23 protein-coding genes and 1 riboswitch are annotated in these 24,043 nt (G+C 66.6%); of the genes, 16 read left to right on the top strand and 7 right to left on the bottom strand.

Going from position 1 to position 24,043, the window contains the following annotated elements; all coding sequences use genetic code 11:
* The first annotated feature begins 23 nt into the window (after positions 1-23).
* The 3 genes from SJH88_RS06185 to nrdR all read left to right on the top strand — a co-directional run bounded on the left by SJH88_RS06185 (position 24) and on the right by nrdR (position 2,878).
* Positions 24-872 carry a lytic transglycosylase domain-containing protein gene (locus SJH88_RS06185; protein ID WP_274753914.1) on the top strand — a complete coding sequence of 283 codons (849 nt, stop codon included), beginning with the start codon at positions 24-26 and terminating at the stop codon, positions 870-872.
* A gap of 104 nt (positions 873-976) precedes the next feature.
* Positions 977-1,136, top strand: a riboswitch (ZMP/ZTP riboswitch).
* 35 nt (positions 1,137-1,171) lie between these two features.
* On the top strand, positions 1,172-2,416 hold the full coding sequence (gene glyA / locus SJH88_RS06180) for a serine hydroxymethyltransferase (protein WP_042412245.1): 1,245 nt from the start codon (positions 1,172-1,174) through the stop codon (positions 2,414-2,416).
* Positions 2,417-2,428: 12 nt separating this feature from the next.
* Positions 2,429-2,878, top strand: a complete 450-nt coding sequence (nrdR, locus tag SJH88_RS06175) for a transcriptional regulator NrdR (RefSeq protein WP_042412247.1) — start codon at positions 2,429-2,431, stop codon at positions 2,876-2,878.
* 161 nt (positions 2,879-3,039) lie between these two features.
* Here nrdR and aroC read toward each other — a convergent pair whose 3' ends face one another.
* Positions 3,040-4,137, bottom strand: coding sequence for a chorismate synthase (gene aroC, locus SJH88_RS06170; RefSeq protein WP_274753913.1), 1,098 nt, complete (start codon positions 4,135-4,137; stop codon positions 3,040-3,042).
* 93 nt (positions 4,138-4,230) lie between these two features.
* Here aroC and SJH88_RS06165 point away from each other — a divergent pair, with 93 nt between their 5' ends.
* Entirely contained in the window at positions 4,231-6,444 is a 2,214-nt protein-coding gene (locus SJH88_RS06165; protein ID WP_274753912.1) for a sensor domain-containing protein, read from the top strand.
* A 94-nt stretch (positions 6,445-6,538) separates the two neighbouring features.
* On the opposite strand, the gene SJH88_RS06160 is transcribed toward SJH88_RS06165, so the two are convergent.
* On the bottom strand, positions 6,539-7,006 hold the full coding sequence (locus tag SJH88_RS06160) for a CBS domain-containing protein (protein WP_042412253.1): 468 nt from the start codon (positions 7,004-7,006) through the stop codon (positions 6,539-6,541).
* 344 nt (positions 7,007-7,350) lie between these two features.
* Here SJH88_RS06160 and SJH88_RS06155 point away from each other — a divergent pair, with 344 nt between their 5' ends.
* From SJH88_RS06155 to SJH88_RS06145, 3 genes are read left to right on the top strand one after another with little or no spacing between them, the layout of a single operon-like run.
* Complete coding sequence (locus SJH88_RS06155; protein ID WP_274753911.1) at positions 7,351-8,649, top strand: O-acetylhomoserine aminocarboxypropyltransferase; 1,299 nt, start codon at positions 7,351-7,353, stop codon at positions 8,647-8,649.
* Between the two features lie 5 nt (positions 8,650-8,654).
* Positions 8,655-9,077, top strand: a complete 423-nt coding sequence (locus SJH88_RS06150) for a GNAT family acetyltransferase (RefSeq protein WP_274753920.1) — start codon at positions 8,655-8,657, stop codon at positions 9,075-9,077.
* Positions 9,078-9,135: 58 nt separating this feature from the next.
* Entirely contained in the window at positions 9,136-9,942 is an 807-nt protein-coding gene (locus tag SJH88_RS06145; RefSeq protein ID WP_274753910.1) for an alpha/beta fold hydrolase, read from the top strand.
* Positions 9,943-10,091: 149 nt separating this feature from the next.
* Here SJH88_RS06145 and SJH88_RS06140 read toward each other — a convergent pair whose 3' ends face one another.
* A complete protein-coding gene (locus SJH88_RS06140; RefSeq protein ID WP_274753909.1) occupies positions 10,092-10,889 on the bottom strand; it encodes an alpha/beta fold hydrolase in 798 nt (265 codons plus the stop codon).
* 335 nt (positions 10,890-11,224) lie between these two features.
* The gene (locus SJH88_RS06135; protein WP_274753908.1) at positions 11,225-12,535 is read right to left on the bottom strand and encodes a YihY family inner membrane protein; all 1,311 of its coding nucleotides are present in this window, start codon (positions 12,533-12,535) and stop codon (positions 11,225-11,227) included.
* A gap of 21 nt (positions 12,536-12,556) precedes the next feature.
* On the opposite strand from SJH88_RS06135, the gene SJH88_RS06130 reads away from it, so the two are divergent.
* Complete coding sequence (locus SJH88_RS06130) at positions 12,557-12,946, top strand: DUF2069 domain-containing protein (protein WP_043382367.1); 390 nt, start codon at positions 12,557-12,559, stop codon at positions 12,944-12,946.
* On the opposite strand, the gene SJH88_RS06125 is transcribed toward SJH88_RS06130, so the two are convergent.
* Complete coding sequence (locus tag SJH88_RS06125) at positions 12,943-13,878, bottom strand: LysR family transcriptional regulator (RefSeq protein WP_045266479.1); 936 nt, start codon at positions 13,876-13,878, stop codon at positions 12,943-12,945. The genes SJH88_RS06130 and SJH88_RS06125 overlap by 4 nt on opposite strands.
* Before the next feature lie 154 nt (positions 13,879-14,032).
* Here SJH88_RS06125 and SJH88_RS06120 point away from each other — a divergent pair, with 154 nt between their 5' ends.
* Positions 14,033-15,469, top strand: coding sequence for an FAD-binding oxidoreductase (locus SJH88_RS06120; protein WP_274753907.1), 1,437 nt, complete (start codon positions 14,033-14,035; stop codon positions 15,467-15,469).
* Positions 15,470-15,717: 248 nt separating this feature from the next.
* Here the strand turns inward: SJH88_RS06120 and SJH88_RS06115 are convergent, their stop codons facing one another.
* Positions 15,718-16,335, bottom strand: a complete 618-nt coding sequence (locus SJH88_RS06115; protein WP_274753906.1) for a hypothetical protein — start codon at positions 16,333-16,335, stop codon at positions 15,718-15,720.
* A gap of 271 nt (positions 16,336-16,606) precedes the next feature.
* Here SJH88_RS06115 and SJH88_RS06110 point away from each other — a divergent pair, with 271 nt between their 5' ends.
* From SJH88_RS06110 to SJH88_RS06080, 7 genes are all read left to right on the top strand, one after another.
* On the top strand, positions 16,607-17,428 hold the full coding sequence (locus tag SJH88_RS06110; RefSeq protein WP_274753905.1) for a thymidylate synthase: 822 nt from the start codon (positions 16,607-16,609) through the stop codon (positions 17,426-17,428).
* 132 nt (positions 17,429-17,560) lie between these two features.
* Positions 17,561-18,052 (top strand): dihydrofolate reductase, encoded by a 492-nt coding sequence (locus SJH88_RS06105; RefSeq protein ID WP_042412279.1) that lies wholly within the window; start codon positions 17,561-17,563, stop codon positions 18,050-18,052.
* Positions 18,053-18,187: 135 nt separating this feature from the next.
* Positions 18,188-19,258, top strand: coding sequence for a metallophosphoesterase (locus SJH88_RS06100; RefSeq protein ID WP_274753904.1), 1,071 nt, complete (start codon positions 18,188-18,190; stop codon positions 19,256-19,258).
* Positions 19,259-19,336: 78 nt separating this feature from the next.
* Positions 19,337-20,197 (top strand): hypothetical protein, encoded by an 861-nt coding sequence (locus tag SJH88_RS06095; protein WP_274753903.1) that lies wholly within the window; start codon positions 19,337-19,339, stop codon positions 20,195-20,197.
* A 160-nt stretch (positions 20,198-20,357) separates the two neighbouring features.
* On the top strand, positions 20,358-21,134 hold the full coding sequence (gene xth / locus SJH88_RS06090) for an exodeoxyribonuclease III (protein WP_274753902.1): 777 nt from the start codon (positions 20,358-20,360) through the stop codon (positions 21,132-21,134).
* Between the two features lie 58 nt (positions 21,135-21,192).
* Positions 21,193-22,509 (top strand): MFS transporter, encoded by a 1,317-nt coding sequence (locus SJH88_RS06085; RefSeq protein ID WP_390887257.1) that lies wholly within the window; start codon positions 21,193-21,195, stop codon positions 22,507-22,509.
* Positions 22,510-22,511: 2 nt separating this feature from the next.
* Entirely contained in the window at positions 22,512-23,012 is a 501-nt protein-coding gene (locus SJH88_RS06080; protein ID WP_274753900.1) for a hypothetical protein, read from the top strand.
* Between the two features lie 46 nt (positions 23,013-23,058).
* Here the strand turns inward: SJH88_RS06080 and rarD are convergent, their stop codons facing one another.
* Positions 23,059-23,967 (bottom strand): EamA family transporter RarD, encoded by a 909-nt coding sequence (gene rarD / locus SJH88_RS06075; RefSeq protein ID WP_260675143.1) that lies wholly within the window; start codon positions 23,965-23,967, stop codon positions 23,059-23,061.
* Positions 23,968-24,043: the final 76 nt, after the last annotated feature.

Below are 24,043 nucleotides of genomic sequence, written 5' to 3'. Positions count from 1 at the left end.
CCAGCCTCCAGAAAGGAAACGCCATGTCCAAGCCGGGAAACTGGGTGGGCGCCGTACGCACCTTTGCGTCGGATGTCACCGAAGGCTTTTTAGAAATCATTCACAACAGCTTCGCCTTGATCGGCCTGGCGGTTGCTTTTGCTGTGGTGGCCCTCGTGGCCAAGCCCGAGTTGCGCACCCAGGGTGAAGCCCATCTGCGCGACTGGCTGCAACAGCGCCATGTGGCCGTGGTCGGCTACACGCCCGAGCCGGAAGCCATTGAGCGCACCACGGCGGCCAACCCCAAGGAGCTGCCCAAGGAGCAGGCCGCAGTCGCCTACTGGATCAGCAAGAAGTACAAGGTCGCGGCCGAGCCGATTGCCGCCATCGTGGCCGAGGCGTTCGAGCTGGGCACGCAGCAACGGATCGACCCGACCCTGATCCTGGCAATCATGGCGGTGGAGTCCAGCTTCAACCCGTTTGCCCAGAGCTCGGTCGGCGCGCAAGGCCTGATGCAGGTGATGACCAAGGTCCACACCGACAAGTACGAAAACTTCGGCGGCAACCATGCGGCATTTGACCCGCTGAGCAATCTGCGCGTGGGCGTGGCCATCCTCAAGGACTACATCCGCATCACCGGCTCCGTGGAAGGGGCGCTGAAGTACTACGTCGGCGCCGCCAACCTGAACTCCGACGGTGGCTACGCCTCCAAGGTGATGGCCGAGCACCGCCGCCTGCGCCAGGTGGCCGGTAGCACCACCCCGACCACATCCACACGCCCGGCCCTGGTGGCCAAGCGCCTGATCACCCCCGAAGCCGCCCAGGCCACGGAGGCCGTGGCCGCCAGCAACGTGCACGACGACGGCACCCTGGCGCGCAGCTCCAACCTGTAATCCCCGCCTGGATCGCGCCCGCAGCGCAAGCACCCGCAATGGCCCAGCGCCGACGCGGTGCTTGCGCTGTGTTGTTTTCCGGGCCCGGTGGCCTGGGCTACACTTGCAGGGTACGCAACTGGCGATAGGTGCGCGCCCGCCTTCCGGGCTCCGCACTGACGTGGAATCGCTGCACAGGGCGGCTTGCTGACTCTGTGCCAACCACCGGGGAGCGTACCGCCCAGACTGATCGGGCGTCTTTAGCCGTTCGCCTGGGCAGCCCTTTTCAAGGGAATACAAGTTCACAGGACTGCCAAACCATGTTCCAACGCACCAATACCGTCGAGATCGTCGACCCCGAAGTTTTTGCGGCCATCCAGGCTGAAAACCACCGCCAGGAAGAGCACATCGAGCTGATCGCCAGCGAGAACTACTGCTCGCCCGCCGTGATGGAAGCCCAGGGCTCCCAGCTGACCAACAAGTACGCCGAAGGCTACCCCGGCAAGCGCTACTACGGCGGCTGCGAAAACGTGGACGTGGTGGAACAGCTGGCCATCGACCGCATCAAGCAGCTCTTCGGCGCGGAAGCCGCCAACGTGCAGCCCAACTCCGGCTCGCAGGCCAACCAGGCCGTGCTGATGGCCTTTGCCAAGCCCGGTGACACCATCATGGGCATGAGCCTGGCCGAAGGCGGCCACCTGACCCACGGCATGCCCCTGAACATGTCCGGCAAGTGGTTCAACGTGGTGTCCTACGGCCTGAACGCCGAAGAAGCCATCGACTACGACAAGATGGAAGCGCTGGCCCGCGAGCACAAGCCCCGCATCATCGTCGCTGGTGCCTCGGCCTACGCCCTGCGCATCGACTTTGAGCGTTTCGCCAAGATCGCCAAGGAAGTCGGCGCCATCCTGTGGGTGGACATGGCCCACTACGCCGGCCTGATTGCCGCCGGCGTGTACCCCAACCCCGTGCCCCACGCCGACGTGGTCACCACCACCACCCACAAGAGCCTGCGCGGCCCGCGCGGTGGCGTGATCCTGATGAAGGCCGAACACGAGAAGGCGCTGAACAGCGCCATCTTCCCCGGCCTGCAAGGTGGCCCGCTGATGCACGTGATCGCTGGCAAGGCCGTGGCGTTCAAGGAAGCCCTGACCCCCGAGTTCAAGGCCTACCAAGCGCAAGTCGTGAAGAACGCCCAGGTCGTGGCCGAGACCCTGACCGCCCGCGGTCTGCGCATCGTCTCCGGTCGCACCGAGAGCCACGTCATGCTGGTGGACCTGCGTGCCAAGGGCATCACCGGCAAGGCCGCGGAAGCTGCCCTGGGTGCCGCCCACATCACCATCAACAAGAACTCCATCCCCAACGACCCCGAAAAGCCCATGGTGACCAGCGGTATCCGCGTCGGTACCCCCGCCATGACGACCCGTGGTTTCAAGGAAGAAGAAGCCCGCATCACCGCCAACCTGGTGGCCGACGTGCTGGACAACCCCAACGACGAGGCCAACTTGGCGCGCGTGCGTGCCGAAGTGGCCAAGCTGACTGCCCGCTTCCCCGTCTACCAGTAATCCGGTGACCGCATGAAGTGCCCGTTCTGCAGCCACCCTGATTCCGCCGTGGTGGAAACACGTGTGGCCGAGGAAGGGGCCTTCATCCGCCGCCGCCGCCAGTGCCTGAGCTGCGGCAAGCGCTTCACGACCTACGAACGCCCGGACGTGAGCTTTCCCACCGTGGTGAAGAAGGATGGCCGGCGCATCGACTACAACCGCGACAAGCTGCAGGCCTCGTTTGCCCTGGCCTTGCGCAAGCGGCCGGTGGCCTCCGCCCAGGTGGATGCGGCCATCGAGCACGTGGAAGAGCAGTTGCTGACCGCCGGCGTGCGCGAAGTGCCCTCCAGCCGCATCGGCGAGCTGGTGATGCACGAGCTGCGCAAGCTGGACAAGGTGGCCTACATCCGCTTTGCCAGCGTCTACCGCAGCTTCGAGGACATTGACGACTTCAAGCTGCTGGTGGACGAAGTGCGCACCTGAAGCCCACGCCACCCCATGAAAAAAGGCCGCTGCATGCGGCCTTTTTTATTTTCAGCGGATTAAAAAAGAGAGCTACTGGCGCACCAAAATTCAGCATTTCAGGCCATTAAGACCTTGAACCACTGATTTAATCAGCGCTAACAGCTATCTTTTTACAGCCCTCAGGGCGCTGCCGCAGGAATCGGCGGCACTGTCCACTGCACATCGCCGCATTGCGCGCGGTGGCGCAGCGCGTGGTCCATGACCACCAGCGCCAGCAGCGCCTCGGCAATCGGCGCGGCGCGGATGCCCACGCAGGGGTCGTGCCGCCCCTTGGTGCTGACTTCCGCGCTGTGGCCGTGCACATCGATCGACTCGCGCGGCGACAGGATGGAGCTGGTCGGCTTGATGCCGATGCTCACCTCCAGGTCCTGGCCGGTGCTGATGCCGCCGACGATGCCGCCGGCGTGGTTGCTGCGAAAACCCTCGGGGCTGAGCGAATCACCGTGCGTGGTGCCGCGCTGGGCGACGCTGCCGAAGCCGGCACCGATCTCCACCGCCTTGACGGCATTCAGCCCCATCATGGCGTAGGCGATGTCGGCATCCAGCCGGTCGTACAGCGGCTGGCCCAGGCCCACGGGCATGCCCGTGGCCTGCACGCGGATGCGGGCGCCGCAGCTGTCGCCGGACTTGCGCAGCGCATCCATGTAGTCCTCGAACGCCTGCACATCGGCCACGGGCGCAAAGAAGGGGTTGTGCGGCACATGCTCCCAGCTTTCGAAGCCGATGGGCAGCTCGCCGATCTGGGTCATGCAGGCGCGAAATTCAGTGCCGAACTTCTGCTTCAGCCATTTCTTGGCCACCGCGCCGGCCGCCACGGTGGGGGCCGTCAGGCGGGCCGACGAGCGCCCGCCGCCGCGCGGATCGCGCACGCCGTACTTGTACCAGTAGGCATAGTCCGCATGCCCGGGGCGAAAGCTCTGCGCAATGTTGGCGTAGTCCTTGCTTCGCTGGTCGGTGTTGCGGATCAGCAAGCCAATCGGAGTGCCTGTCGTCACGCCCTCGTAGACGCCCGAGAGGATTTCCACCTGGTCGGGTTCCTGGCGCTGCGTCACATGGCGGCTGGTGCCGGGACGGCGGCGGTCCAGGTCCGCCTGGATGTCCTGCGCGGTCAAGGGCAGCCCTGGGGGGCAGCCATCGATAACGCAGCCGATCGCTGGGCCATGCGACTCGCCAAAATTGGTGACGGTGAAAAGAGTTCCGAAGGTATTGCCGCTCATAGTGCGCTGAATTATGCATGCGCAACCCGTCACGCCTTGGCGTGGCTTCCACAGCTTGTTACTATTTGAGAAATTTTTCAAGGAAGCCGCTTGATGACCATCTTGACACCAGCCACCCCCACTGCGGACTGGTTACAAGCGCTACACAGCAGCAACAGTGCCTGGCTCGTCACCGACGAGCAGTTGCGCGTGGCCCATGTCAACGAAGGTTTTACGCGTTTGCTGGGTTACAGCCTGCAAGACATGCAAGATGCATGGCCGCTGGAAAAGCTGCTGGGACAGGACACGGAGCTGGCACCCCACATCCGCGACGAGCTGGAGCAGCACGGCGCCTACACGGGCGAGCTGCTGCTGCGCTGCAAAGACGGCAGCCCCCTGTGGGTCGCGGCCACGGTCAACACCCTCAACCGCCAGCCCTTCCCCAAGGTCGGCACCACGGCCGAGGTCATCGTGCTGACCGACATCGGATTCACCAAACGCTTCGAAGCTCTGCAGCGCCAGATGCTGGAAGACGTGGTCATGGAAAAGCCCCTGGCCAACCTGCTGCACGACATGTGCGGCACCCTGGAGCAGATGATTCCCCAGGTCAAGGTCTGCGTCATGGACGTCGATGCCAGTGGCCTGCTGAACCCGCTGGCCGCGCCCAGCATCGCGCCCCAGGTGCTGGAGCTGATGAAATGCGTGCGCTCCGGCCCCGACCACGGCGCCAGCGCCTCGGCCGCCTACCTTGGTCATGAAGTGATCGTCCAGACGATCACCGAGGATGCGCACTGGAGCGCCGTCGCCACCCTGTTCACCAGCGCCGGCCTGCGGGCCTGCTGGTCCAGCCCGATCAAGAACCACGAAGGCCGGGTCGTCGGCACGCTGGACTTCTACTTCGACACCCCGCGCAGCCCGAACGAGCTGCACCGCCAGCTGGTGCTGGCCTGCCTGCACCTGTGCGCCGTGGCCATGGAGCGCGACGCCAGCAAGCACCGCATCCGCCAGCTGGCCTATTACGACACGCTCACGCGACTGCCCAACCGCACCATGTTCAACGAGTGCGCGGAGCAGGCCCTGCACGCCATGCGTGGCCACCAGGGCCTGGTGTTCTTTCTGGACCTGGACCGCTTCAAGCTGTGGAACGACAGCCTGGGCCACGCCGCCGGCGATGCCTTGCTGCGCGAAATTGCCGACCGCCTGGGCAGTTGCACACGCCCCGAAGACGTGGTCGGGCGCCTGTCCAGCGACGAATTCGCGGTCCTGATGCCGCACTGCGCCCCCGACCAGATGCCTTTTCTGGCGCAGCGCATGCTGGATGCCATCGCCGAGCCCTTCAGCATCAACGGCGTGATGACCACGCCCAACGCCTGCGTCGGCGTGTGCACCTACCCCGAGGACGGCACCGACATCGAGACCCTGCTGCGCCACGCCGATCAGGCCATGTATGCCGCCAAGGGCCAGGGCAGCCAGCGCTGGGAGCGCTACCGCCCCGAGATGGGCAAGATCAGCCAGGAGCGCGCCGACATGGAGCGCGAGCTGCGCACCACCCTGGCCGCCGGCGGCCTGCAGCTGCACTACCAGCCCCAGATCTGCAGCAGTGGGGCGCAACGGCTGTACGGCGTAGAAGCGCTGGCCCGCTGGCAGCACCCTGAATGGGGCTGGGTGCCGCCGCCGCGTTTCATCGCCGTGGCCGAGGATTCGGGCCTGATCCACACCCTGACCAGTTGGCTGATCGACGCAGCCTGCACCCAACTGGCCAACTGGCGCGCCCAGGGCGTGCCCATGCCGCACGTGTCGATCAACCTGTCCACCAACAACTTCCACCTGCCCGACTTCGCCATGCAAGTGCAGCAGACCCTGCTGCGCCATGGCCTGACCGGCCAGGACCTGATGCTGGAGATCACCGAAAGCGTGATGCTGGACAGCAGCCCCGCCACGCTCAACAACCTGCAGACGCTGCACGCCATGGGCATGCGCCTGTCCATGGACGACTTCGGCACAGGCTACTCCAGCCTGAGCTATCTGCACCGCCTGCCGATTTCCGAGCTCAAGCTCGACAAGAGCTTTGTGCAGGATGTGACCGTAAGCAGTGCCGCCAGCGCCCTGACACGCTCAGTGCTCAACATCGCCACCAGCCTGGGCATGACCGTGGTCGCCGAAGGCGTGGAAACGCAGGAGCAGGCCGACTGGCTGGCGCGCCACGGCTGCCCCGTGCTGCAGGGCTACCGCTTAGCCAAGCCGATGCCGGCCACCGACATCGGGCCCTGGGTGCAGCAGCACGCCGAGCGCCACACGGCAGCGCCACTGTCCCACCCCAACGACTGAGGCCGCAGATCGTGCGGCGGGCATGAAAAAGCTTCCCGTCGGGAAGCTTTTTTTCGGGGGCGCCGCACCGCGCCCAGTGCGGACACGCCAGGGCTCAGCGGCCCTGGTCCTGCGAATCGCTGGGCTCTTGCTGCGGCCAGTCGCGGATGTAAGCCTTGAGCAGCTTGTTCTCGAAGTTCTGGCTGTCCACCACAGCCTTGGCCACGTCGTACAGGCTGACCACGCCCATCAGCATGCGCTTGTCCATCACCGGCATGTAGCGCGCGTGGCGGTCCAGGATCATGCGGCGCACTTCGTCCAGCTCAGTCTCCATGGTGCAGGTCAGCGGGGCATCGTCCATGGCCGAACGCACGCGCGTCGTGCCCAGGCTGCCGCCGTTCTTGACCGTGGCCTGGATCACCTCGCGGAAGGTCAGCATGCCGACCACGTCGCCGTGCTCCATGACCACCAGCGAGCCAATGTCTTTTTCCGCCATCACCGCCACCGCATCGGCCAGGGCATCGTCGGCCTGTGCCACATACAGGGTGCTGCCTTTGAGGCGCAGGATGTCGCTCACTTTCATGTCTTGTCTCTCCAGGAATGGCTGCCGCAGCCTGCGGCGGCGCCTGTGGCGCAATATAGCCCACATCCAGGGCGGCGCGGGCCGGATCTGCCACACGGCGGACACCCACGCTACACAAAAAATAGCTGCCCGCGCTTGCCCAGGCTCTGAAATGACCCCCCAAGCACAGCAAACACCGCCAACTGCCGCGCCAGCAGCTATGGTTTTTCAACCACGCCGCACCCCTGCGTGCGGGCTGGGCTCTCAGGGTTTTCCGCAGGTCGCCTGGTCGCCCAATTGGCTGCCCCGTGCGCGCATCTGTGCCAGCATGTTCGGCATTTCCCTGATTGATCTGGAGACGCTTCATGCCCGGTTACGCCGATCCCGGCTTCGACACCCTAAGCCTGCACGCGGGCGCCCAGCCCGACCCCGCCACCGGCGCGCGCGCCGTGCCCATCCATCTGACGACGTCCTTCGTCTTCGAATCCAGCGACCACGCGGCCAGCCTGTTCAACCTGGAACGCCCCGGCCATGTCTACAGCCGCATCTCCAACCCCACCAATGCGGTGCTGGAGCAGCGCGTCTCGGCGCTCGAAGGCGGTGTGGGCGCAATTGCCGTGGCCAGCGGCCAGGCGGCGCTGCACCTGTCGATCGCCACGCTGATGGGCGCGGGCAGCCACATCGTGGCCAGCACGGCGCTGTACGGCGGTTCGCAGAACCTGCTGCACTACACGCTGGCGCGCTTCGGCATAGCGACCACCTTCGTCAAGCCTGGCGACATCGACGGCTGGAAAGCCGCCGTGCGCCCCAACACCAAGCTGTTCTTCGGCGAAACCGTGGGCAACCCCGGCCTCGATGTGCTGGACATTCCCACCGTCAGCGCGATTGCCCACGAAGCCGGCGTGCCGCTGCTGGTCGACTCCACCCTGACCTCGCCCTGGCTGATCAAGCCCTTCGAGCATGGCGCGGACATCGTCTACCACTCGGCCACCAAGTTCCTGTCGGGCCACGGCACGGTGATCGGCGGCATCGTCGTTGACGGCGGCCGCTTCGACTGGGAAAAGTCGGGCCGCTTCCCCGAGCTGACCCAGCCCTACGACGGCTTCCACAACATGGTGTTCAGCGAGGAAAGCACCGTCGGCGCCTTCCTGCTGCGCGCGCGCCGCGAAGGCCTGCGCGACTTTGGCGCCTGCATGAGCCCGCACAGCGCCTGGCTGATCCTGCAGGGCATTGAGACGCTGCCGCTGCGCATGGAAAAGCACATGAAGAACACCGAGAAGGTGGTGCAGTTCCTGGCCAGCCACCCGCTGGTCAGCCGCGTGGGTCACCCCATGCTGGAGACGCATGCTTCCTACGAGTTGGCAAAGAAGCTGCTGCCGCGCGGCGCGGGCTCGGTGTTTAGCTTTGACATTGCCGGCAACCGCAACCAGGGCAAGACGTTCATCGAAACGCTGAAGGTCTTCAGCCACCTGGCTAATGTGGGCGACTGCCGCTCGCTGGTGATCCACCCTGCCAGCACCACGCACTTTCGCATGTCCGACGAAGCGCTGGCCCAGGCCGGCATCGGCCAGGGCACGATCCGCCTGTCGATCGGCCTGGAAGACGCCGACGACCTGATCGACGACCTCAAGCGCGCGCTGAAGGCTGCGGAGAAGGCGGCCTGATGGCGCTGCAGATCCGCGCGTTCGCGCCCGCCGATACCGAGGCCACGGTCCAGCTGTGGCAGGCCTGCGGCCTGACGCGGCCCTGGAACGATCCGTACCAGGACATCGACCGCAAGCTGCAGGTGCAACCCGAGATGTTCCTGGTGGGCACGGACGCGGACGGCGCGGTCATGGCCTCGATCATGATCGGCTACGAAGGGCACCGCGGCTGGATCAACTACCTGGCCGTGCACCCGTCGCTGCAGCGCCAGGGCCATGCCCGCCGCCTGGTGCAGCTGGCCGAGCAGATGCTGACCGCCCGCGGCTGCCCCAAGCTCAACCTGCAGGTGCGCGCCGGCAACGACGCCGTCCTCGCCTTCTACGCCAGCCTGGGCTATGTGCACGACCACAGCGTGTGCCTGGGCAAGCTGCTGATTGCCGACACCTGAGCCCCCAACATTCTCATAAAAACAGCCTCTGGCGCTTATCCACATTGCGGAGACAGCTATGTTTTTCACAGTCAACAACGCCCCCCTCTACGCCTACACCGGCGGCAAGGCCTTCGATGCCACCAAGCCCACGGCCATCCTGATCCACGGGGTGCTGTGCGACCACAGCGTCTGGGCGCTGCAAAGCCGCTACCTGGCCAACCATGGCTGGAACGTGCTGGCCATCGACCTACCCGGCCACTGCAAGAGCGGTGGCACGCCCCCGCTGTCGGTCGAAGCCGCCGCGGACAGCATCGCGCAGTTGATGGATGCTGCGGGGCTGCAGCACGCCGCCCTGGTCGGCCACAGCTGGGGCAGCCTGATCGCCATGGAGACCGCGGCGCGCCTGCAGCAGCGCATCAGCCACTTGGTGCTGGTGGGCACGGCCTTTCCGATGAAGGTCTCGCCCGCGCTGCTGGCGTCGGCCCTGAACACGCCCGAGCAGGCCATCCAGATGGTCAACACCTTCTCGCGCGCCACACTGGCACCGCCGAATGGCGCGGGCAGTTGGGTGTTTGGCGCCGGCATGGCCCTGGGCCGCCGCGTGCTGGCCAGCAATGCCAACACCAACCTGCTGCATGCCGGCTTCACTGCCTGTGACAGCTATGCCGGCGGCGAGGCGGCCATGGCGGCCATCACCTGCCCGGTGCTGTTCGTGCTGGGCGAACAGGACCAGATGACGCCGCCCAAGGCCGCCAAGGGTCTGATCCAGGCCGCCCAGGCGGCCGGCAAGGCGGTCACGGTGCAGATGATCCCGCACGGCCACAACCAGATGACGGAATCGCCCGACGCCACGCTGTTTGCCATCCACGGCTTCTTGCGCTAAGCCGCGTCCCTGCCCCCTGGTCAGTGCGCAAGCCGTGCCGCGCCAGGAGGCTGGCGGGGTGACCGTCGGTCCAGGGCTGGCAAGCAAGAGGCGTGATGCTGCGCCATCGCCTGCGTGCCGGGACCTCCGGGGCATGCCTGCCGCTGCGCTCAGTCCAGCGGCTGCAAGAAGCGGGCGATGCGGCGCAGCAGGTGCGCGGGCTGCTCGCGGTGCGGCACATGGCCACCGCCGGCGATGATGTCGATTTCGCCAGGGCCTGGTGTCCAGGCACAGAGGTTCTCGGGATGCAGCAGGGAGCCGAATTCATCGCACTCGCCATGGATCGCCAGCAGCGGGCAGCGCACCTGCTGGCAGGCCGTGTCCAGGCGGTAGTCGGCGAAGGCCGCGCTCAGCCAGGTCTCCACCCAGGCCGCCAGCACCCAGGCGGCCTTGTCGCCGTGGTGGCGCGCCAGACGCTCCAGTTGGCCGGGCTGGGCAAAGTGGTCGCGGGCGGCACGGATGCCCGCCAGGGTCCGGTCCTCGACAAAGCTTTGCGCCGATTCGGTGATCAAAGCCCGGCACTGCGCGGCATACGCCGCCGCCACCTGCACGGCCATGCCTCCACCCACGCTGTGGCCCAAGATGACGAAGTCGTCCAGCCCCAGCGCCTGGTGCACCGGCGTGAAACTGGCGGCCACCTCGGCTTGCACAAAACCGGGGGCCAGCCGGCCCGGGTGCGCATCGGACTGGCCAAAGCCCAGCCGGTCGTAGGCGATCACGGCGCGCCCGGTGGCGGCCGCCAGCTGCGCCGGGAACGCGCGCCACAGGGCGACGCAGCCCAGCGAGTCATGCAACAGCACGATCGGCGACTTGCCCGCCATCACGTGCGGTTGCCAGCGCTGGACATGCAGCTGGCCCTCGGGCGTCGGCACACGGAAGATCTGGGGCGTGATCACGGAAGACGGCATGGTGGCGCGGTACACAGTGCAGAAAGTGGGCTACCGGCCCTGCACCGGTGGCCCGGTGGATGCTAGGCCCTCCCCCAGCCCCGGGCTGTCTGGCCGGCGACGGAGGCCGCGCTGCGCCTACAGGCCGCAGCCTGCGTGTGAAATCGGCCTCAAGTTACCGCCCCGCCGGCCGAAAACCCAGGTATACGGCTTCGCACCAAGTCTAGGTGGTCGCCGACAGCCCCGGTTGCGCATGCACCGGGGCTTCATTTTGTCTGCGATCAGGCGGAAAAATTCCTGAAAACGCAGCAACCAGCGCATACCCCATCTGCGCTATAGCCCGATTTCATCACTACTCAGTGGACCACTGCAGGGCTGGTGGCGCCGGCCTGGGCCACGGGGTCCTTGCAGGGACCGTGGCTGCGGGGCAGCGCATCGCGCAGCAGGCGGTGCTCCCAGCCGGCGGAGCGCCACAGCGCATCCGTGCCCTCGGTGTGGCGGATCAGCATGTGCTGCAGCAAGGGGGCCAGCAAGGTCTGGTCGGGGTCGGCCAGCAGCACATAGCGCGGCTCGCCCTCTTCCAGGTAGGCGGTGCCGGATTCCGGCATGGCCCCCACCCAGCGGATGCTGGCCAGGGCGGACAGCGCCGGCTCCAGCTGCAGGCGGTCGACCCGCAGCCGCTTGGCCAGGGCCATGGCGGGCAGGCCGCGCTGGTCCTGGCTGCGCAGCGGCTCCAGCACGGCGATGGCCTCCAGCGCCAGCTCCAGCTCCCAGCCGGGCTCGTGCAGGCTGCGGCTGCTGCCGGCCAACAGGCTGGGCAGGTAGGCGGCCACCACCGCCCCCAGCAGAAAGATCACCCAGCAGGTGTAGATCCAGATCAGCAGGATGGGCAAGGTGGCGAAGGTGCCGTAGATCACCGAGTAGGTGGGCACGGTCGACAGGTACAGGCCCAGGACTTTCTTGGCCAGGGCCATGCCCGCGGCCACGAACAGCCCGCCGGCCCAGGCGTGGCGCCACTGCACCGGCGTGTTCGGCACAAAGTGGTAGAGCGCCGCCATGGCGGCCGACAGCAGCATGAACTCCAGCGAATTGAAGCCCAGTTGCACGCTCTCCGGCAGCACCGCCACCAGCCCGCGCGAGGCCGACAGCACGTACGAGGTGGTGGCAATGCTCAGGCCCATCAGCAACGGGCCGAAGGTGATCACGCCCCAGTAGATCAGCAGGCGCTGGCCCAGCGGCCGCATGCGCTGCACGCGCCAGATGTGGTTCAGCGTCTTGTCCATGGTCAGGATCAGGCTGACCACCGTGAGCAGCAAGAAGGCCAGGCCCACCACGCCCAGCTGGCTGGCCTTGCTGGAGAACTGCACCAGGTAGTTCATCACCTGCACGGCGATCTCGCCGGGAATCAGGCTGTCGACCAGCCAGCGCTGCAAGGTCTCCTGCAGGCGCCCGAAGCTGGGAAAGGCCGTGAACACCGACAGCAGCACCGTGAAGAAGGGCACCAGGGCCAGCAAGGTGGTGAAGGTGAGGCTGCTGGCCGTCAGGCCTAGCTGGTCCTGGCTGAAGCGCGTTTGGAGGGTGCGCAGGGTGTTGCGCCACGGGAAAGACTGCAGGGTTTTGAACAATTGGCGCGTGCGCTGACGTGCTCGGTGTAAGGTGGTGACCATGCCCCGTATGATGCCACCCCGATGAATTCCGCAACCAACCCCCTTCCCGGCAGCGATGTGGCTGCCACCCGCTGGCTGGCCGTGGGCAGCCTGTTGGGCCTGATCGTGTTGAGCGTGGCCTGGGAGCTGTGGCTGGCGCCGCTGCGCCCCGGTGGCTCGTGGCTGGTGCTCAAGGCCCTGCCGCTGTGCATCCCGCTGGCGGGCCTGCTCAAGCGCCGCATGTACACCTACCGCTGGGTCAGCCTGGTGGTGTGGCTGTATTTCACCGAGGGCGTGGTCCGCGCCTGGAGCGACACGGCGCCCGGCCGCTGGCTGGCCCTGGTGGAAATCGCCCTGTGCCTGCTGCTGTTCGTGGCCTGCGCCCTGCACGTGCGCCTGCGCCAGAAAGCCGCCAAGGCGGCCCTGGCCTAATCCGGCAGCATCCCGGCCTGGTGCGACAGGGTGTGCACCTGCGCCACCAAGGCCTCGCACAGCAATTGCGCCGCCGGGGACAGGGCCCGGCGCGGGCGCTGGATCAGCAAGGTGCGGCGCACCACCTGCGGCGTGTCCAGCACGCGAAAGCCCAGGGCCCCGCGCGCCGGGTGCTGCGCCGTCAGGGCCGGAATCAGGCTGACGCCCAGCCCCTGGCGCACGGCGTCGAACAGCAGGGCCGGGTTGGACACGCGCAGCGGCGTGTGCAGCACATTGGCCGGCATGCCCGGGGCCGTGGCCAGCAACTGGCTGATGGCGGTGTCCGTGGTCAAGCCCACGAACGGCAGCTGCGCCAGGTCGGCCGCGTGCAATTGCGCGGCCTGCAGCAAGGGCTCATCGGCCTGGGCCACCAACCCCATCTGGTCGCTGACCAGTGGCTGCGTCAGCAGCTCGCCCCCGGCCGGGTGGGCCGCGCCCACGCCAAAGTCGACCTGCCCGCTGTGCACGCGCAGCGCAATGCCTTCGGCGCTGTCCTCGATCAGATCGACCTCGATGCCCGGGTGCTCGGCCCGCAGCCGGGGCAATGCCGGCATCAGCAGTACCGCCAGCACCGAGGGCGCGGCCGCAATCCGCACCTTGCCCCGGCGCAGGGCCGCCAGGTCGCTGAGGTGCTGCACGCCCTGCTCCAGCGTGTCGAAGGCGTGGCGCACATCCTGCAGGAAGGCCTGGCCCGCGCTGGTCAGGCCCACGGTGCGCGTGGTGCGGTCAAACAGGCGCATGCCCAGCGCCTCTTCGAGTTGGCGGATCGACTCGGACAACGCCGACTGGGTGATGCACAGCTCGCGCGCCGCCGGGGCAAACGCGCCCTGGCGCGCCACTTCGTCAAAGGCGCGCAGCTGGCGCAGGCTGAGATTGTTCGGAAAAACTGGCATAAACCTGAAATTTATTCCAATTGTTCCGCAGTCGGTAATCCCCTAGGCTTATGCTTTTCGTGCGCCCCTGCCGGCACCCGCCTGGCGGGCTTAGGATGGGGCCTGTTTCCTTTGTGACTTTTTTCGTGCGCCCTCTGCGGGCCACCTGCTTGCCATGACTTCCACTGCTTTGCTCGATACCCTGCGCCACACCGTGGGGGCCGCCCATGTGCTGACCGAGGGGGACCTCAGCGCCTACGAACAGGACTGGCGCAAGCGCGTGCACGGCAAGTCCCTGGCCGTGGTGCGCCCGGGCACCACCCAGGAGGTGGCCGCCGTGGTCAAGGCCTGTGCGGCCGCCGGGGTCAGCATCGTGCCCCAAGGCGGCAACACCGGCCTGTCCGTGGGTTCCACCCCCGACCACTCGGGCCAGCAGGTGGTGCTGAGCCTGCAGCGCATGCAGGCCGTGCGCCAGCTGGATGCCGACAACCTGACCGTGACCGTCGAGGCCGGCGTGATCCTGCAGACCCTGCAGGAAATGGCAGACAAGGCGGGCTTTCTGTTCCCGCTGTCGCTGGCGGCCGAGGGCAGCTGCACCATCGGTGGCAACCTGGGCACGAACGCCGGCGGCACCCAGGTGCTGCGCTACGGCAATGCGCGCGAGCTGTGCCTGGGCCTGGAGGTCGTCACCCCCCAGGGCGAGATCTGGGACGGACTGACCGGCCTGCGCAAGGACAACACCGGCTACGACCTGCGCGACCTGTTCATCGGCAGCGAAGGCACCCTGGGCATCATCACTGCGGCCACCATGAAGCTGTTCCCCCAGCCCGCCGCGCAGCTCACGGCCTTTGCCGCCGTGCCCAGCATGGAAGCCGCCGTGCGCCTGCTGGGGCTGGCGCACCAGCATCTGGCCGCCGGGCTGACCGGTTTTGAGGTCATGGGCCGCTTCGCGCTGTCCCTGGTGGTCAAGCACATGCCGCAGCTGCGCGTGCCGTTTGCCGACATGGCCGAGGCGCCCTACTGCGTGCTGCTGGAGAACTCGGACAGCGAATCCGAAGCCCACGCCCGCGCCCGCTTCGAGCACCTGCTGGAGCTGGCCTTCGAAGAAGGCTGCGTGCTGGACGCCGTGGTGGCCGAGAGCATGGCCCAGGCCCACGACCTGTGGCACATCCGTGAAAGCATTCCGCTGGCCCAGGCCGAGGAAGGCCTGAACATCAAGCACGACATCTCCATCCAGGCCTCGCGCATCCCGGCCTTTGTGGCGCATGCCGATGCCGTGCTGCAGCGCGAGATTCCCGGTGTGCGCCTGGTCAACTTCGGCCACCTGGGCGACGGCAACCTGCACTACAACGTGCAGGTGCCCGAGGGCGAGGACGGCAAGACCTTCCTGCGCGACAAGGAGGACCTGGTCAACACCCTGGTCTACGACGCCGTGGCGCAGTTCGGCGGTTCGTTCTCGGCCGAGCACGGCGTGGGCGCGCTCAAGGCCGACAAGCTGGCGCACTACAAATCGCCCGTGGCACTGGGCATGATGCGCGCCATCAAGCAGGCCCTGGATCCGCAAGGCCTAATGAACCCCGGCTGCGTGCTGCAGGTGCTGGACCGCGCCTAAACGACCGGATTGCCTGCGGCGACCTGCGGGCCCCCCGGCAACCCAGACGAGACACGCGCGCCCCGCCACCGGGGTGACCTTGCAGACGCTACAAACCCCAGTCCCTCTGCGGGCCGGGTTCTGCCGATCTGCGGAGCCGGCGGCCCTGTCCAGCACGGGTCGCACCACCGCGGTGCACCCTCCTTGAACCCACGCCACGGTCTCCGTGGCGTGGTTGCATGGGCCGGCGCCACCGCACCGCGCAGGGTTCAGCCCTTGGGTGCCGCGGCGTGGTTGCCCATCAAGGTCTGCACATCCTGCGGCCAGGGCACGCTGGCGCCCTGGGGGTCGAGGAACTCGCGGGTGGCACCTTCGTGCAGCATCCACACGCGCACCGCGTTCTGGGCCGCATCGACGACGATGGCGGCCGCCTCAGCCCCGCCCTCATGCGGGCGGTTGCCGGTGATGAACCAGCGGCCCCGGTCTTCGGTCAGCGGGCCCACGGTGCGCATGTTGGCCAGCAGCGTGGGGTAGTCCTTGCCCAGCAGTTGCTTGAGGCGTTCGGCCAGCACGCCCTGCTCCAGAAAACTCACATTGCTGTCGCTGGGGTAGGTGCCCACGTAGCTGCGCAGCTCCGCCAGCGGCGATGCGGCGGCCTGCGTGGCCCCGTCGCCATGGGGGGCGTCGGCCTTGGCCACGCTGGCGGCCACCGTGGCGGCATCGGCCCCCAGGCCGTGCACCGCCTCTGTCCCGAGGCCGGCTGCAGGTGCGGGGGCTGGCGCCGGCCCGTCCAGCTTGGGCGAGGGGACGGAAGGTTCACAGGCGGCCAGGGTGGTGGCCACGGCCAGCACCGCCAGGGTGTGCCACGGATTGAACATGCGCTTCATCAGTGTCCTCCAGGTCTGTGCGCCGAACCGATCCCTCCAAAAAGAGAGCAGCCCGCGCTAGATACATATTGGCTCACGGTCTTTTTAACCGATGCTTGTGACGATTGTCCCTGCACGCTGGTGGAACGTCTGTCCGTCAAGACCGCATTTGCCCTGATGGCTGCGGTCACCCAGGCAGCGATGGCACAATGGCCCGTTGGCCGCCCGGTGCTGGTGCAAGCAAGCTTGTTGCGCACAGGGCGGTTTTGTTTTTGATTTGCAGATGCCGCCCATGACCACCACCACAGACCGCCCTGTCCGTTCGCAGTACGAAGACTTCATGCGCCATGTGTATGAACATGGCGTCAGCAAGGGGGACCGCACCGGCACGGGCACGCGCAGCGTGTTCGGCCACCAGATGCGCTTTGACCTGAGCGAAGGCTTCCCCCTGGTCACAACCAAGAAGGTGCACCTCAAGTCCATCATCCTGGAGCTGCTGTGGTTCCTGCGCGGCGACAGCAATGTGCAGTGGCTGCAGGAACGCGGCTGCACCATCTGGGACGAATGGGCCCGTGCAGACGGCGACCTAGGCCCGGTCTACGGCGTGCAGTGGCGCAGCTGGCCCAAGGCCGACGGCAGCCACATCGACCAGATCGCCGAAGTGGTCAAGCAGCTCCAGCACAACCCCGACAGCCGCCGCATCATCGTCAGCGCCTGGAACGTGGCCGAGTTGGACCAGATGGCCCTGATGCCCTGCCACGCCTTCTTCCAGTTCTATGTGGCCAACGGCAAGCTCAGCTGCCAGCTGTACCAGCGCAGCGCCGACATCTTTTTGGGCGTGCCCTTCAACATCGCCAGCTATGCGCTGCTGACCCACATGCTGGCCCAGCAATGCGGCCTGGAGGTGGGCGACTTCATCTGGACCGGCGGCGACTGCCACATCTACAACAACCACTTCGAGCAGGTTGAGACCCAGTTGGCGCGCCAGCCCCACGCCTACCCCACGCTCAAAATCCTGCGCAAGCCGGATTCCATCTTCGACTACCAGTACGAGGACTTCGTGGTCGAAGGCTACGAACACCACCCCGCCATCAAGGCGCCCGTGGCGGTGTGACGCCCCTGTATTAAAACCAGAGCAGTCAGCGCGCGTATTTCAAGCACTTGCGATGCCAAAGCATCCAAAGTCTATGAATAACGCGCGCAGAAAGCTCACTTTTTTGCACAGCTCTCTGGAAGACCCCCGTCCATGGCCATCCACCTGATCTATGCCCGCGCCGCCAACGGCGTGATCGGCCTGAACAACCGCATGCCCTGGCACCTGCCCGAGGACCTGGCCCACTTCAAGCAGCTGACCAGCGGCCACCCCGTGGTCATGGGCCGCAAGACCTGGGATTCGCTGCCCGAGCGTTTTCGCCCCCTGCCCGGGCGCACCAACATCGTCGTCACCCGCAACAGCGACTGGCAGGCCGCGGGCGTTTTGCGCGCAAGCAGCCTGGAAGAAGCCCTGCACGCCGGCGCGCATCATGGCGACACCGTCTGGGTCATGGGGGGCGCACAAATCTACGCCCAAGCCCTACCGCTGGCCGATGTGGTCGAGGTCACCATCATTCACCAGGACTTCGATGGCGATGCCCATGCCCCCGTGCTGGGTGCAGAGTGGCAGGAAGCCACGCGCGAAGACCATGTCAGCGCCCAGGGCCTGCCCTTCAGTTTTGTGCGCTACACCCGCCAGCGTTGATAGCGAGTGCAGCCCACGCGACAAAGATGAGCCGACTCAGGGTGAAGACGGGTTGACGACTTTGCTGCATTGCAACAATATGGAACGCCCGTTCAATTGCCAACGGGCGTTTTTTTCGTTGAAAGCCTTGCCGCCATGAGCCTGATCCAGCCCCTGCCCCCCGGCCCGCTCGACATCGTGGGAGACATCCACGGTGAGCTGTCTGCGTTGCAGGACCTGTTGCACCACCTGGGCTACGACGACAGCGGCCGCCACCCCCAGGCCCGCACCCTGGTGTTTGTCGGCGACTTCGTGGACCGCGGGCCGGACAGCCCGGGCGTGGTCGACCTGGTGCAGCGCCTGGTCGAAAGCGGCAACGCCTGCGCCATCGCCGGCAACCACGAGATCAACCTGCTGCGCCACGACCCCAAGGACGGCGCAGGCTGGTACTTCGAGGAACGCCTGGCCAGCGACACCACCAAGTACAGCCAGTTCGCGCGCGCCACCAACACCTTGCAGCGCGCCCGCATCGAGACCTTTCTCAACGGCCTGCCGCTGGCGCTGGAGCGCGCCGACCTGCGCGTCATCCATGCCGCCTGGCATGGCCCCGATGTGGACAAGGCCCGCGCCATGCCCCTGGGCACGGCCCGCGCCGAGTACGACCACTGGGAGGCCCAGGCTGCCGCCGTGGCCCAGCAGCGCAACATTGCCGAACGCATGGCCGCGGAAAAAAGCATCTGGCCCCACAGCCTGGAAGACGGCGAGCACTGCCCGCCCTTCCTGCAGGCCCACTGCGACAACGAACTCAACAAGGCCTTGTTCAACCCGCTCAAGGTGCTGACCTGCGGGCTGGAGCGCCAGACGCCCGAGCCGTTCTTCGCTGGCAACAAATGGCGCTTTGTGGAGCGCATGGCCTGGTGGAACAGCTATGCCGAAGACACGCCCGTCGTCGTCGGCCACTACTGGCGCTCCACCCTGCCGGCCCAGACCACGCACGAGGGGCTGTTCCGCGGCGCGGCGCCGTTTGCCTGGCTGGGCCGGCGCGGCAACGTGTTCTGCGTGGACTATTCCGTCGGTGCCCGGGCCCAGGCCCGCACCTTTGGCCGCCCGCACGCCCACATGAAGTTGGCCGCCTTGCGCTGGCCCGAGCGCAGCCTGGTGTTCGACGACGGCAGCACCCACGCCACCACCGGCTTCATGCGCCCAACCCTGGCCGTGGCCGCCTGACGGCCGGCTGGCCCAGGCCGGCCGCCGCCCAAGCGACTGCCGCGCCACCAGTGCCTAGGCGCAAGCACACCGCCATCAGTGCAAGGCCAGGGCATCACCAATGCCGCCAGTTGGCTGCAGTGGCGGGATACGGCAGATGCGCAAGCTGTCCTGCAAGGTGCACAACATCTGCCGACAGACACGATCAATGCTTTGCTGCGGCACTTGAACAGCGGGCAGTGCGATGTGCCATGGGTGCTGACGTTTGCAAGACGGGTGCTTGGCCAGGCCCCTGCACATGGGCACATCATGCTGGCGGTTCAGAAAATGGCCGATGCCATGAACTTAAGCGCCAAGGTTTTAGCCAGGCGCATCGCGTGGCGTGAGCGGCGGTATCAAGCATTGGAAGATGTGCCAGAGCTCCGGCTGGCGTGGTGGCAATGCGTAAAGCGCACCTTGCAGGCTCAACTGACGAATGCCACGTCGGTCATACTGCAGGCTCAGGGTGTGACGGAGCCTTTACCGCTGTCATTGGCCATGCACCTACGTCAAGGGCAACCCATGCTGACGACTCAGCTGCCTCGTGCGTTTGGGGCTGCACCCGCATGGCCGAATTTGACCACTATTCAACTGCGTCAAAAATGCTGGGGATCAGGGCTGAAGCTGCGTTTGCTGTTGCGAGGTGAAGGCGTGTTACCCACTCAACTGCAGCCGGGCATCGCCAAGCGCTGGAAAGTAGCGCAACTGCAGCAGCCCGTGTTTGCGCGCATAAGCGCCACCCAATGGGAAATCAGTTGCTGTTGGTGTGACGGGTTGTGGAAGCCTTCCGGCATGAGGCTGGTAGACGTGACCGACTGGGAGGCTGACACTGCGCTGCCAGCGATGGAATATGTGCAACGACTCAAAGCCATACTGAACGCTCATACGCCAGGTGCAACGACGTGGCCACCCTATTCTTAAATCGCCCTCGCGCAGCGGGAACTATGTGGCTGATACGATAGAAGAAGCTAAAAGAACAACCATTTTTTGAACACTTTTGGGGTAGCTAGCTGGGTAGCTAGAGCTAGAAACCTAAAAATAAAATACGCAACCCATTGAAATTAAATGGGTTTATATAACAATGAAAATTGCCACCTGGAACATCAACTCCCTGAACGTGCGTCTGCTCCAGTTGCTCGACTGGCTGCAGGCCAACCCCGTGGATGCGATCGGTCTGCAGGAGCTCAAGCTCACGGACGACAAGTTCCCCTTCATGGAACTGGAGGCTGCCGGCTACCAGGCCGTCTGCCACGGCCAGAAGACCTACAACGGCGTCGCCATCCTGAGTCGCCACCCCATGCAGGATGTGGTGCGCAACATTCCCGGCCTGGACGATGAGCAGGCCCGCGTGATCGCCGCCACGCTGCAGACCCCGCAAGGCCCTGTGCGCCTGATCAACTGCTACTTCGTCAACGGCCAGGCCCCGGATTCCGACAAGTTCGCCTACAAGCTGCGCTGGCTGGCCGCGCTGGAAGCCTTTGTGCAGGCCGAGATGGCGCAGCACCCGCAGCTGGTGCTGGTGGGCGACTTCAACGTCGCTCCCGAAGACCGCGACTCCTACGACCCCGAAGGCCTGCGCGGCAGCATCCACCACACGCCCGAGGAACGCGCGCATTTCCAGCGCCTGCTGGACCTGGGCCTGACCGATGCCTTCCGCATGTTCGAGCAACCTGAAAAGAGCTTTTCATGGTGGGACTACCGCATGCTGGGCTTCCAGAAGAACCGGGGCCTGCGCATTGACCACATCCTGGTCAGCCCGGCCCTCAAGGCCCGCACCACCGCCTGTGTGGTGGACCGCACACCCCGCAAGAACAAGCAACCCAGCGACCACGCCCCCGTGGTCGTCACCCTGGGCTAGCCCTCCCCCCAAGCCGCTGACCACCAGCGGCTTTTTTGCGCGGCGATGGCGCCGCACTGTGCCCCCTCCCTGCCCCTGCTCCACCGTGTCCCGCCCTCTTCCGCTCCACAACGCCGCCCTGCAGCAGCCCGGCTTCCTGCCCTTTCTGACCGCCCGCATGCTGGGGGTGTTTGCCCAGCAGATGCAGGCCGTCGTCGTGGCCTGGCAGGTGTATGACATCACGCGCGAGCCCATCTCCCTGGCCTACGTCGGGCTGGCCCAGTTCCTGCCCATGTTGCTGCTGCTGATCCCGGCCGGCGATCTGGCCGACCGCATCAGCCGCAAACGCATGCTGGGCGCCAGCTGGGCCGTGGCCAGCGTCTGCGCCATGCTGCTGCTGTGGCTGAGCACCCTGGGCGCGCACGGGGTGGGTGGCATCTACGCCGTGCTGGTGCTGTTTGGCTGCAGCCGCGCCTTCACCGGCCCCGCCATGCAAAGCCTGCTGCCGCAGATCGTGCCGCGCGAGCACCTGGCCCAGGCCCTGGCCACCAACAGCATGCTGATGCGCACCGCCGCCATTGCCGCCCCCGTGCTGGGTGGCGTGCTGTACGGACTGGGCGGCGGTGTGCTGACCTATGCCGTGTGTGCACTGGCCCTGGCCGCCGGGGTGCTGCTGCTGTGGCGGGTGCCCGTGCGCTACGCCGCGCCGCGCCAGGCGCTGGAGGGCTCGATGTGGCAACGCGCCACGGATGGTTTCCACTTCATCCGCAGCCGCCCCATCGTGCTGGGCACCATCTCGCTGGACCTGTTCGCCGTGCTGCTGGGCGGGGTGATCGCCCTGCTGCCCGTCTACGCCAAGGAGGTACTGCACACCGGCCCCGAGGGCCTGGGCCTGCTGCGCTCGTCCATGGCCGGCGGCGAGATCCTGATGGGCCTGTGGCTCAGCAACCGCCCCATCCAGCGCCACGTGGGCAAGGTGATGTTTGCCGCCGTGGCCGTGTTCGGACTGGCGAACCTGGCGTTTGCGCTGTCGCACTGGTTCTGGCTGTCCATGGCCATGCTGGCCGTGGCCGGGGCGGCCGACATGGTCAGCGTCTACATCCGCTCGGCCCTGGTGCAGTTCTCCACGCCGGACACCATGCGCGGGCGTGTGAACGCGGTCAACATGCTGTTCATCAGCTCCAGCAACGAGCTGGGGGAATTCCGCGCTGGCTCCATGGCGGCCGCACTGGGTGCCGTGCCGGCGGCGATTGTGGGCAGCCTGTGCACCCTGGGCGTGGTGGCGGCGTGGATGCAGCGCTTCTCCAGCCTGCGCCAGGTGGACCGGCTGGAAGATGCCGCCCCGCCGCCCAGCCCGCCCGTCGCCGTGACCACCACCCCAACTGCCCAGCCCTAACCATGCCCCCGGTCTACCGTTGGCTGGCCTGGAGCGCCTGCAGCCTGGGCCTGCTGGCCTGCAGTGATTTCCAGGAGCGCCTGAGTGGCTATCCCACCACCGACACGGTGCTGCACCTGGACAGCGCCAGCTCCAACCAGATCGCCGATGCCCTGAACCAGCTGTCGCGCATAGCCGTGCTCGGCGACGACTGGGAGTTTCTGGACCCGCAGGACCCCTGCACCATGCAGGTCATCGACCAACGCGCCAGCCACAACCTGGTGCTCGACCTGCGCGGCGCGCGCTTTGCCCTGCACCGCGATGCGGGCAGCGGTGACTACTACGCCACGCTGCAGCACGGCGACACCCTGGTGCACGGGCCGGACCAGCAGCCGCTGCGCCTGTTCGAGACCAGCAGCTACCAGCACGTGTTCTTTGCCGAAGGCTATCTGCAGGCGCTGGCGCAGAAATGCGCGCTCAGCCTGGTGGCCGCGGCACCGGCCGACCCGGCACAAAAACCATAGCTACCAGCGCAATCCAGAAGCGCGCTACAGCGGTTTTTGAGACCATTCAACCCGCAGTGGCAGCCACGCCTTGCGGGCGGCGCACCTGCAGCCCGCCCTCCAGCGCCAGCAGCAGCACGCCGGCGCCGATCAGGGCGTACATGGGTTCCTGCCCAGGCTGGATGCGCTCGCCCATCAGCAGGGCGGCCAGCACCAGCAGCAGCGGCTCCACATACGACAGCAGGCCGAACAGGCCCAGCGGTAGCAGGCGGCTGGCTGCCATGTACAAGGCCAGCGCCACGGCGCTGAGCACGCCCAGCAGCGGCACCAGCAGGTGCAGCGCCGGCTCGCCCTGGATGGCACTCCAGCCGCTGATGCCCTGCGGCAGCACGCGCAGCGCCAGCCACAGGCACACGGGGGTCAGCAGCAGCACGTCCAGCCAGTGCCCGGCCAGGGTGTTGGTGTGCAGCTTGCGGCGCAGCACGAAATAGCCCGGATAGCCCAGCACCACCACCCAGGTCGGCCAGGCCAGGCCGCCGACGCGCAGCAACTCCCAGGCCATGCCGCAGGCAGCCAGCACCGTGGCAGCCAGTTGCAGGCGGCTCAGCCGCTCGCCAAACACCAGGCGCCCGGCCAGCACCATGGCCAGCGGCAGCAGGAAGTAGCCCAGCGACACCGACAGCGCGTGGCCGTGCAGCGGGGCCCACATGAACAGCCACAGCTGCACCCCCGCCAGCGCCGACGACAGCAGCAGCAACAGACCCAGCGTCCACTGCGCGCGCACGCGCCGCGCAATCGCCAGCACCCCGGCCAGCTGGCCGCTGTACAGCAGCCACGCGGTGGTGAACGGCAGGGCCATCAGCATGCGCCAACCAAAGATCTGCTCGCCATCCAGCGGCTGCAGCGCAGGCACCAGGTAGTAAATGCCGCCAAAAATGCACGAGGCCACGATCGAAGCCAACACACCCTGCACCATCTGCGCCCCTGCCCTTGTTCTGAAAATGTTCCGGCGCCCGGCCCCTGTGGCATGCACCAAACTGGTGATTCTCGGC

It is taken from the genome of Comamonas sp. GCA5, assembly GCF_036541385.1.
GTDB classification, from domain to species: Bacteria; Pseudomonadota; Gammaproteobacteria; order Burkholderiales; family Burkholderiaceae_C; genus Comamonas; species Comamonas aquatica.
Note: the sequence above shows the minus strand (reverse complement) of the source record. Positions and strands in the feature narration are given on the sequence as shown.